General features: G+C 56.8%; 7 protein-coding genes. All 7 read left to right on the plus strand.

From position 1 onward, the window contains the following. Positions 1–2: 2 nt before the first annotated feature. A complete protein-coding gene (locus V0288_RS21225) occupies positions 3–1,595 on the plus strand; it encodes a glycosyltransferase family 39 protein (RefSeq protein WP_332867176.1) in 1,593 nt (530 codons plus the stop codon). 26 nt (positions 1,596–1,621) lie between these two features. Continuing rightward, the gene (locus tag V0288_RS21230) at positions 1,622–2,656 is read left to right on the plus strand and encodes a glycosyltransferase (protein ID WP_332867177.1); all 1,035 of its coding nucleotides are present in this window, start codon (positions 1,622–1,624) and stop codon (positions 2,654–2,656) included. Between the two features lie 85 nt (positions 2,657–2,741). Further along, complete coding sequence (locus V0288_RS21235) at positions 2,742–3,671, plus strand: glycosyltransferase family 2 protein (protein WP_332867178.1); 930 nt, start codon at positions 2,742–2,744, stop codon at positions 3,669–3,671. A gap of 240 nt (positions 3,672–3,911) precedes the next feature. After that, on the plus strand, positions 3,912–4,670 hold the full coding sequence (locus V0288_RS21240; RefSeq protein WP_332867179.1) for a class I SAM-dependent methyltransferase: 759 nt from the start codon (positions 3,912–3,914) through the stop codon (positions 4,668–4,670). A 495-nt stretch (positions 4,671–5,165) separates the two neighbouring features. Next, complete coding sequence (locus tag V0288_RS21245) at positions 5,166–6,170, plus strand: polysaccharide deacetylase family protein (RefSeq protein WP_332867180.1); 1,005 nt, start codon at positions 5,166–5,168, stop codon at positions 6,168–6,170. Further along, complete coding sequence (locus V0288_RS21250; RefSeq protein WP_332867181.1) at positions 6,163–7,275, plus strand: glycosyltransferase family 2 protein; 1,113 nt, start codon at positions 6,163–6,165, stop codon at positions 7,273–7,275. Before V0288_RS21245 ends, V0288_RS21250 begins: the two co-directional genes overlap by 8 nt. 384 nt (positions 7,276–7,659) lie before the next feature. Continuing rightward, positions 7,660–9,504, plus strand: coding sequence for a heterocyst formation ABC transporter subunit HepA (gene hepA, locus V0288_RS21255; protein WP_332867182.1), 1,845 nt, complete (start codon positions 7,660–7,662; stop codon positions 9,502–9,504). The last annotated feature ends 107 nt before the right edge of the window (positions 9,505–9,611 follow it).

The raw sequence follows: 9,611 nt of genomic DNA on the forward strand, positions 1-9,611 counted from the left end.
CGATGAAAATCACGAACGCTCGCGCGCGGTTCTTGCTGGTGGTCATCCTCGTCCTGGCGGCGATCTTTCGTTTCGAGGCGATCGATCAACCCTTCGTCGAGAGCAATAGTTGGCGAGAGGCCAGTACCGCGATGATGGCGGAGAATTTTTTCCGCGGTAACTGGAATATCTTGTACCCGGAAATTAGTTGGGACGGTCCCGGCCCGAGCTATAACGGGCGCGAACTACAAACCGTCAGCTATCTAGCCGCCTTACTGTATACCGTCTTCGGTCAGCACGACCCGATCGGGCGCTCGATCGCCGTTTGTTTCGGGCTATGGGGAATTTTCGCCCTCTATAAACTCACCGCGAGCGTTTGGGATCGGGAGCGGGGTTTGATGGCGGCCGCGGTCATGGCGGTGATTCCGGGGAGCGTTTTTGTCGATCGGCAATTTTTGCCCGACCCCGCGATGGTCGCCCTGATCACCACTTCCGCCTGGTTGCTCGTCCGCTACTGTCAGACCGAACGTTTACCCTATCTCGTCCTGGCAAGCTCGATCGGCGCGTGGGGGGTTCTAACCAAGCTGACCGGCGCGATCGTGGCCATCCCGATGATTTACGCGAGCGTCACTATTTTACGGGGTAGACGGAGACTCGATCTCCGGGGGCTTTTACCTCTCGCGATCGCGACGGGACTGGCTCTTATCCCCGTTGTCGCGTACTATCTCTGGGCGCGGTATCTAGCCCTGAATTACCCTCCCTTCCATTTCGCCGGCGCGGGCAGTTGGCTATGGGATCGCGGATTCATCGAGTGGCTCCGCGAGAAATACTATCTACCGCAACTCTATTCGGTTTTCAGTAGCTGGTTCTGGACGAAACCGGCGATCGCGCTGGTTCTGGCCGGACTGATGGTACGCCCCCCGTACCGGTCGCGGGAGGGGAAAAACTCGATCGGCAAAGCTCCCTGGTTTTTCCATTGGTGGCTGGTCGGGGTGGGCTGGTATTACCTGATCGGTTGTAAGCATCTAGTCGAGCAACCGTACAATTTTCATCTGATTAATCCCCCGGGGGCGGCACTGTCCGGACACGCGCTCGTCACCCTCGCCGCCTTTCTAAAACGGCGATTCCATTTCTCGGTGGCGCTCGCGGGGGTACTCGCTATCCTCTTAACCGTTCGCGCTTACGGGTATCGCGGACTCGGTATCGTGTACAAGCCTTATATCGCGCCCAGTTACCGACTCGGTTTGGAACTGCGCGCTCTCGCGAAACCCGACGATCTGGTTCTCAGTATCGCCGACGAGGTGGGAACCCCGGTGATGATCTATTACAGCCGGAGACGGGGTTGGATTTTCCCCCCGGCCTGGTCGAAAATTCCCTGGTGGGAGGATCTACCGTCCGGATCGGATCGAGCGTTAATCGCGATGTTAAACGATTTGCGGGGCAAAGGGGCCGATTGGCTCGGGATCGCCGCTTCCCAACACGAAAAGCTACAGGTTAGTAACCCTCGATTTATCGAGTACATCGGGCGGAATTTCGATTTGAAATATCGAGATGAATCGGGTTTGATTTATTTTCTGGCTTCCCCGACAGAGGTTCGCGGGGAGCCGTCGCTTTAAAATCGCTTACCCCATCTTATTGCTCTATGAGTGAAAATAATTTTCGCGCGAGAGTTCCCCCGATCGAGAACGCGGTACGCCCGCTCTGGTCGGTGATGATTCCCGCCTATAACCGAGGGGACTACCTGCGGGAAACGTTAGCCGACGTACTCGCCCAAGATCCCGGCCCCGAGATCATGCAGATCGAGGTGATCGACGATTGCTCCCCGGAGGAAGATCTCGAAGCGATCGTCCGGGAGGTGGGCGGCGGCCGGGTCGGTTTCTATCGACAACCGTACAATGTCGGCCACGTCAAAAATTTTCAAACCGGTCTGGAACGTTCCACCGGAAGACTGATCCATCTCTTACACGGGGACGATCGGGTTCGACCGGGCTTTTACGAAAAAATGCGGGCCGCCTTCGCGCGACACCCGGAGATCGGGGCGGCTTTCTGCCGTCATATCTTCATCGACGAACGGGGACACTGGTTGTATCTCTCGTCCCTGGAGCGATCGACCGACGGGATACTGGAGAACTGGCTAGAGCGCATCGCGGTGGAACAACGGATTCAAACCCCCTCGATCGTCGTCCGGCGGGAGGTTTACGAGCGCTTGGGCGGCTTCGATCGTCGTTTGCCCGGGAGTTGCGAGGACTGGGAGATGTGGGTCCGGATCGCCGCGCGCTATCCGGTCTGGTACGACACCGAACCCCTCGCCCTGTATCGGGTACACGCGAACTCGATTACCGGAGGGCAACTCGGGAGCGCGGCGGATCTCCGGGACGCGCGCCGGGCGATCGCCATCTTTGAGGCCGATTTACCCGCCGGGAGCGCCGCTCGACTGACGGCGAAAGCCCTGGAGAATTGGGCGGTCAACGCGATCCGCCACACGATTCCCGAGCGATTGGCCGAAAACGATCTTCCCGGCGCGCGCGCCCAGTTGTGGGAGGCCCTGCGAACCAGCCGGGCCCCGAGCGTGTGGTTACAACTCCTCGCGCTGGGTCTCCGACTCGGGAAACGCCGGTCGATCGATATCCTCCGTACCCTCGCCGGGGAGAACCGACAACCCGGCCGGATCTCGTAAATCCCGCGGGGGAGGCATCCGGGAGGGTCGATCTCCGCGACCGTCTCGAAAGTCCGCGCTCTTGCCGTTACCGAACTGAAAGATTATGAACGATCGTCCGTTAGTTTCCAGTATCATTATCTTTTTCAATGCCGAGCGGTTTTTCGAGGAGGCGATCGAGAGCGTGTTCGCCCAGACGTACGAGAACTGGGAACTGATCCTCGCCGATGACGGCTCTACCGACGGCAGTACGGCGCTGGCCCGGGGTTACGCCGATCGCTATCCCGAGAAAGTCCGCTATCTCGAACACGAGGGACATCAAAACCGCGGGATGAGCGCGACCCGGAATCTGGGTATCCGTCACGCGCGGGGCGAGTATATCGCGTTCCTGGACTCGGATGACGTGTGGCTACCGAACAAATTAGAGCGTCAGGTGACGCTGGCCCGATCGAATCCTTCCGCGGCCCTGATCTACGGCAAGAGCCTCTACTGGGAAAGTTGGACCGGCGCGCCCGAGGATAGCCAACGCGACTCGATTCCCGATAGTTACGTTCCGGCGGATACCCTCTACTCTCCCCCGGCCCTCTTGCTCCTGTGCTACCCTCTCGGCGAGGCTCTCCCCCCCGGGCCGACCGATCTCTTTCTACGGCGGGACGCGGTAGAGAAGGTGGGAGGCTTCGAGGAAGGATTTAGTAAAATCTATCAAATGTACGAGGATCAAGCGTTTTTAACGAAATTTTATCTGGATTTCCCCGTTTACGTGTCCGGCGAGTGCTGGGATAAATACCGATTACATCCCGATTCTTGTTGCGCGACGGTCAGTCGCTCCGGTAACTACGATCGGGTTCGCCTTTACTTTTTAACTTGGTTTGAAAACTATTTAAATCGGCGGGGAATCGCCGATAGCGAGATTCGTTCCGCTCTCGATCGGGCTTTCTTTCCCTATCGCTACCCGCTTCTCTCCCGGGCGCGGAAATTTCTCGGGCGAGCGCGAAGACTGCCGGACAAGCTCCGAAAAATGGTGAAGCGTCGATAGTCCGGAGGGGGCGATCGACGGGTTTTTCGAGGGAAGTAGGGAAGCTTCGACCGAAACGACCCCGCTCCGAGCGAGAAATTTTGCCCTGAAAAAGAAAGACCTGTAATCCCTTATTTTCCGGTCAGGAGGACAAATCCCAAAAGTTCATCGAACGAGAAACGAGAATCCTGTCAAATTTATCCCGATCGCGTGATTTTAGCTGGAAAAGCGTTGAGAAATTGTTCCTTTGCGGGAAGTCTCATGAATAAAGAACGAATCAAACAATTTTCTCAAAGAATTTTACCCGCCCCGGTTTATCGCTGGCTGAAAGACCGATGGCACGTCTATCAATGTCGGCCGCCGCTCGGAATGACCCGGTGGGGGGATCTGCGGCGCCTGGAACCGATCGATTCCCGTTGGGGATTTAGCCGGGGACAGCCGATCGATCGCTACTACATCGAGAAATTTCTCGCCCGTCACGCGGGAGATATTCGAGGGAGGGTTCTGGAGATGGCCGATCGGCGGTATACCGAGCGATACGGGGGCGATCGGGTGACGCGAAGCGACGTGCTACACGTCGAGGAGGGCAACCCGGAGGCGACGATCGTGGCCGATCTCACCGACGCGCCCCAGATTCCCGACGAGAGTTTCGACTGCTTTATCCTGACGCAAACCCTCCAATTCATTTACGAAACCCGACCGGCCCTGAAAACGGCCCATCGAATTCTCAAGCCGGGGGGGATTCTCCTGGTCACGATCTCGGGTATCAGTCCCATGAGCGATCCGGAATGGAGTCGCGGTTGGTTTTGGAATTTCACCACCCTATCGGCGCGAAGGCTGTTCGAGGAGGTTTTCCCCGATGGGAGTTTCGAGGTGGAAAGTTTCGGTAATATTTTGAGCGCCATCGCCTTTCTTCAGGGATTGGCGAGTCGGGAGTTACGCGGGGAAGAGTTAGAGTACCGCCATCCCGGTTTTCCGGTCACGATCGCCGTCCGGGCGGTGAAATCCAACGCGGGATAAAAGGTTTTTAGCTATCAGCTTTTCGAGCGTCAGTTTTCTAAGATTTTTTAACCGATAACGATTTTATATTTTATCGATGTCGCGATTCATGTTTGTCTCTCTAAAAACTCGATAATTCTGGAAGATAAAAAAAGGGAGCGCTTCTGTAGCCGACCGCCTTCGGCCTCCTATCCTGGCGGGAGATTGGGAATTTTCCCCTATTTTTTTAGTCTATCGAGAGCTTACCCATGAATTCCCCCGGAGACGATCCCGATCGAGCGCTCGTAACCGGATCGGGACAATCACCGACCTCCGGCCCTCGGGAACCGGCAACCGTCAAGATTTTGGGTGGCCCCGGGAAACCGGCAACCATTTCCCGGGGCCGACCAACGGGTCAGAAGCCTCGCCCCCTCGCGGCGATCGCCTCTTCTCGGGGTTTACATCCCCTCACTCCGCCCTCACTATTCCCGATTGCCTGTTGCCTTTAATTTTCAAAATGGTCTAAGGAGTTAAAACGTGAATCGATTACAACGGGGGTTTCGCAAGGTACGCAAACGACTCGCCCGATCGAGGGGGGTGATCTTGATGTACCACCGCGTGGCGGCGGCGGACATCGATCCCTGGGAATTGTGCGTTTCGCCCCGAAATTTCGCCGAACACCTGCAAGTTCTTCAGAGCGAGGCCCGTCCCCTGGGCTTGCGGGAATTCGCCCGATTGAATCGAGAGGGCCGACTACCGGAACGGGCGGTGGCGATCACCTTCGATGATGGCTACGCGGATAACCTGTATCACGCGCGGCCGTTACTGGAAACTTACGGGATTCCCGCCACCGTTTTCGTGGCCGCGGGCTATATCGGCAAAGGCGAAGAATTCTGGTGGGACGAGTTAGCGCGCCGGCTGTTCGGGCCCGGGAAACTGCCGGAAAAGCTCGCGCTAGAGTTCGATGGGAAGATCGAGCGTTGGGAGGTCGGGACGGACTCGGACGCGTCCCGGAACCATTCCCTAACGACCGCGCCGCCGGGTTCCCGACTCCATCTCTATCGCTCCCTCTGGCAGAGATTACTCCCCCTCGCGGACGACGAGCGGCGTTGGCGATTGCGAGAGATCGCCCGGTGGGCCGGGGGAGAGGGAGAGGCCCGGGCCGATGACCTACCGCTCGATCGACCGGAACTAGAGAAACTAGCGGACAGCGAGGCGATCGAGATCGGCGCGCACACGCTCACCCACCCTTTCCTACCCGCCCGCCCGCCCGCCGAACAGCGGGACGAGATCCGGGAGGGCAAGAAACGGTTAGAAGAGATGCTCGATCGACCGGTGACGAGTTTTTCCTATCCCTTCGGCGGGTACACGCCGGAGACGATCGAGGGGGTTCGAGCGGCCGGGTTCGATCTAGCCTGTTCGACGGTGACGGAAAGTTGCTGGCGACAGAGCGAGCGATGGCAACTCCCCCGTCCGGGAGTGGGCGACTGGAACGGAGAGGAATTTTCCCGACAATTAGCGAGGTGGTTTACCGATGATTAGAAAACCGTTAGTGTCCTGTATTATTATCTTTTTTAACGCCAAGAAAGAAACCTTCTTCGAGGAAGCGATCGAGAGCGTTCTGGCGCAAACCTACGAGAACTGGGAACTGATCCTCGCCGATGACGGTTCCCGCGACGAGAGTACGGCGATCGCCCTCGATTACGCCCGCCGCTACCCGGACAAAATTCGCTACGTCGATCACGAGGGCCATGAAAACCGCGGCATGAGCGCGACGAGAAATCTGGGCATCCGTCACGCGAGGGGCGAGTATATCGCGTTTCTGGACGCGGATGACGTGTGGTTCCCCCAGAAGTTAGCGGAACAGGTTCCCCTGCTCGAAGCGCGCCCGACGGTCGCCATGCTCTACGGCAGAACCCAATACTGGTTTAGCTGGACGGAGAACAATCCCTGTATCTGGCGCCGGAGTCCCAAGGAGGAATGGGGGGATTTTCTAACCGTTACCAGCCGACGATTCGATACCTCGATCGAACCGGCCGAACAACTCGTGCTTTTCCTAGAAAACCGCCTGATCTATCCCTGTATGTGCAGTGTTCTCATCCGTCGCGAGAGTATCGAGAAGGTCGGGGGATTCGAGGAAGAGTTTCGGAACGCGCTCGAAGATGTCGCCTTTCACTCGAAGATCTTCTTACATTACCCCGTGTACGTGTCCAGTAAATGTTGGGATCGCTACCGGATTCACCCGAAAAGTTTCTGGAATTCGGACGGGCGGGAGTCCCAGCACGTCGGTCGCCTGAATTATTTACTCTGGTTAGAATCCTATCTACGGGAGCGGGAAATTGACGATCCGAAAGTTTGGAGAGCTTTGGAAAAAGATCTTTGGGCGCACCGGCATCCCCGAGTACACCGTCAGTTAGAACGCCTCCGACACCCTCTCCGAACGCTACAAAATATAGTCCGAAAATTCCAGAAAGAATCGCTCGATATCCCCCGCCCCGTCGCGCTCGCGGATTCCCCGCTACCGAACCCGATCGAGAGACAAGAAGTCGCGCTCTCCCCGCTTTCTCTATCGGACCTCTCGCGAAAATCGAAAATCTCGCCCTGGGATAGAAGTCAGGAGAAAACAGGAGAGGTAAAAAAAATCTAAACAGATCGAACGCCTAGATTCTCGCTAAATATTTTTAAACTCGTTAGCCGGATTCGGATTTTCACGCTCACTTTTGCCGGAGGTCTCTCGTAAAGTACCGAGTTTTACCGATTTCCTAAAATCAAACGATCGTTCGAGATTCGGGATAGATTATACCGATTCTGGAAAATCGAGCTACAGTCCCCCATCTGGGTAAGGGAGAGGCTTCCTCGCCCGATCTATAGCGAATATTTTCCGAATTAGTACGATCGCGAATTTTCAAAACCGGACAGGCTCGCGGGAAAAGGGGAACGCCGCTCCGTTCCTCTTTTTTCCTCCATCCATCTCCCCGTTAGAATTCCAGAAAATCGGGATCAGAACTCTCGCCCCAAAAACCCAGATAAAATGATTTTTTCTTTCGCCAGATCGATTATCAAAATCGTAAAAAATACGCGAGCTTGGAAAGATAATTATATTATCATCCGAGAGTTTAAATATTTTCCGAACATCGCCATCCTCGCCCTGATCTCGACGATCGCGGGCGCGCTCTTGGAAGGAGCGGGAATCGGTCTGTTGGTCACGTTCCTCCAAAGTTTAACCGATCCGAAGGCCGAGCCGTTCCGGATCGGGATTCTCTGGTTCGATCGGGTGTTTCTCGGGGTGGACGAGTCGCCCATCGTTCGGGTGCAACGGATCGGGATTCTGATCCTGTTCATCACCTGGACGCGATGCGCGATCAATTACCTGGCGCACGTCTGCACGGAAATCACCCAAGAAAAATTACTCGATCGCCTGCGGGTTAGAATTTTCGAGCAACTTCAAGCCTTTCAGTTAAGCTTTTTCTCGAAAAGTCGCTCCGGGGAACTGATGAACACGCTGACGACCGAGATCGAGCGGTTACGGCAAACGTTTAGCGCGTTTTCCTTCCTGGTCACCACGAGCTTCAGCGTTCTCGTGTACACGGTCTCCCTCTTCCTCCTCTCTTGGAAACTGACGCTGATCGCGTTCGGGCTGTTTAGCCTGTTAACCGTCGGCCTGACCACCTTAAACCGGAAAATCCGGGAGGCGAGTTTCGAGACGACCCGGGCCAGCGGACAGTTCACCTCGATCGCCATCGAGTTTATCTCCGGGATTCGCACCGTTCAAGCGCACGCGGCGCAGGATTTCGAGCGTCGTCGATTCTACCGGGCGAGCGCGGCGATCGTCCGGGCGAACCGGAAGTCGATCCGGTTTTGGGGGTTGGTGAAACCCCTCGCCGACGCTCTAGCCACGACGGTGATCGTCGGGATGTTGATCTTCGCCTTCGCGTTTTTCGTCAGTCGGAATTTAATCAGTATCGCCTCGCTGTTAACCTTTTTCTTCGTCCTTTTCCGGTTTGTCCCCCTCCTACAGATCGTCAATAATGTCCGGGCGCAGTTAAACGGTCTTGTCGGTTCGCTCGACGACGTGAGACGATTTCTCTCCCCCGACGATAAACCCTATTTCCAAAATGGCGCTCGGATTTTTGCCGGGTTAACCCGATCGATCGAATTGGTCGAGGTCGATTTCGGTTACGATCCGGAGCGGTTGATCCTCCAGGATATCGATCTGACGATCGAGCGCGGGCGGATGACCGCGCTGGTGGGGGCTTCCGGGGCCGGCAAGACCACGCTAGTCGATTTAATCGCCCGTTTCCACGATCCGGTGCGGGGTCGGATCTTCATCGACGGGATCGATCTTTCCAGCTTGGAAATCGGTTCCCTACGCCGGAGGATGGCGATCGTCAGTCAGGATACGTTTATTTTCAATACCTCGGTTCGTGACAATATCGCCTACGGTCTGGAGGGGGTTCCCGAGTCCGACGTGATCGAGGCGGCCCGGTTAGCCCACGCCCTAGAATTTATCGAGGAACTACCGGAAGGGTTCGCCACCGTTCTCGGCGATCGGGGGGTCCGTCTGTCCGGGGGTCAGCGTCAACGGATCGCCATCGCCCGCGCGCTCCTGCGCGACCCGGAGATCCTGATTCTCGACGAGGCGACCAGCGCGCTGGATTCGGTCTCGGAACGCGCGATCCAGAGTTCGATCGAGAAACTTTCCCTCGGCCGGACGGTGATCGCGATCGCCCACCGTCTCTCGACGATCGCCCGGGCCGACGAGGTGGTCGTCCTCGAAGCCGGGCGGATCGTCGAGCGGGGCAGTTACGAGGAACTGTTAGCGCGACAGGGCAAACTATGGAAATACCATCAGGCACAACATACCGTAGCGCTGTGAAGGCAGGAGTCAGGAGTCAGAAGTCAGGAGTCAGAAGTCAGGAGTCAGGAGTCAGGAGTCAGGAGTCAGAAGTCAGGAGTCAGGAGTCAGGAGTCAGGAGTCAGGAG

Origin of the sequence: Pannus brasiliensis CCIBt3594 (genome assembly GCF_036688125.1) — a bacterium.
In the GTDB taxonomy this organism is placed as follows: domain Bacteria; phylum Cyanobacteriota; class Cyanobacteriia; order Cyanobacteriales; family Microcystaceae; genus Pannus; species Pannus brasiliensis.

Excerpts from the sequence above, each read along its gene's own strand:
- V0288_RS21225 (WP_332867176.1), top strand. The coding sequence starts at position 3 with ATGAAAATCACGAACGCTCGCGCGCGGTTCTTGCTGGTGGTCATCCTC.
- V0288_RS21230 (WP_332867177.1), top strand. The coding sequence starts at position 1,622 with ATGAGTGAAAATAATTTTCGCGCGAGAGTTCCCCCGATCGAGAACGCG.
- V0288_RS21235 (WP_332867178.1), top strand. The coding sequence starts at position 2,742 with ATGAACGATCGTCCGTTAGTTTCCAGTATCATTATCTTTTTCAATGCC.
- V0288_RS21240 (WP_332867179.1), top strand. The coding sequence starts at position 3,912 with ATGAATAAAGAACGAATCAAACAATTTTCTCAAAGAATTTTACCCGCC.
- V0288_RS21250 (WP_332867181.1), top strand. The coding sequence starts at position 6,163 with ATGATTAGAAAACCGTTAGTGTCCTGTATTATTATCTTTTTTAACGCC.
- hepA (WP_332867182.1), top strand. The coding sequence starts at position 7,660 with ATGATTTTTTCTTTCGCCAGATCGATTATCAAAATCGTAAAAAATACG.